This window comes from Herbiconiux daphne, from assembly GCF_024979295.1.
GTDB lineage: Bacteria > Actinomycetota > Actinomycetes > Actinomycetales > Microbacteriaceae > Herbiconiux > Herbiconiux daphnes.
Map to the genome: position 1 here is coordinate 1 of NZ_JANLCJ010000482.1, position 641 is coordinate 641.

Below are 641 nucleotides of genomic sequence, written 5' to 3' on the forward strand. Positions count from 1 at the left end.
TATCCTGATAAAATACGCGGTCAGTATTAAAGAACCACATAATCTTTTTCTGGATATTATTAATTGGCTTGAAGATGTTTCTATTATAATTCGGTTTCGGTACAAATTCCAGCGAATACACCATATCAGAATCAGGGTTTTGTAATTCCGTAGTTTTCGCGTGAATATACGTAAAACAGTTTTCGCCTACAGTGATAATATTACACTGGTATATATTATCGTTAAATTCAATAAAGTAAGTCAAAAGAACATCCGAGGGCTTATATTTATATGGTAAGTGAGGGTATAACGCCAATTCCCACGCTCCGCCCGTAATCATTGCCAATTTCGGGTTATCAAAAGCAAAGTATTTATTTGCCTCTTTATTCTGCGAATCTGCCGACGATTTACAATATTCAACCGCTACCGTTAATTTACTTTCGCCGTATGTATATACGTCAATAGTACCCTGTTTCATTTTCTGGATATGCTCTAGCCCCATTTCTTTAAAGTAAGGGCAGAATTTATTTACCGTGTTACCGAGCATATAAATCTTAACAGTTTCACGGCGGCGTACAATCGTTGAGATTGTATTCATTAACTGCACAAATTCATCCTGTAAATACAGGCGATTCGTCAAGAACTCATCAAAAAAAATAAGG

Annotated in this window: 1 protein-coding gene; it reads right to left on the reverse strand. The window is 35.9% G+C overall.

The genetic code is table 11. The annotated features are described in order from the left end of the window. A partial coding sequence (locus N1032_RS25990) for a hypothetical protein (RefSeq protein WP_259543510.1) occupies positions 1–619 on the reverse strand: 619 nt, incomplete at its 3' end. Between the last annotated feature and the right edge of the window lie 22 nt (positions 620–641).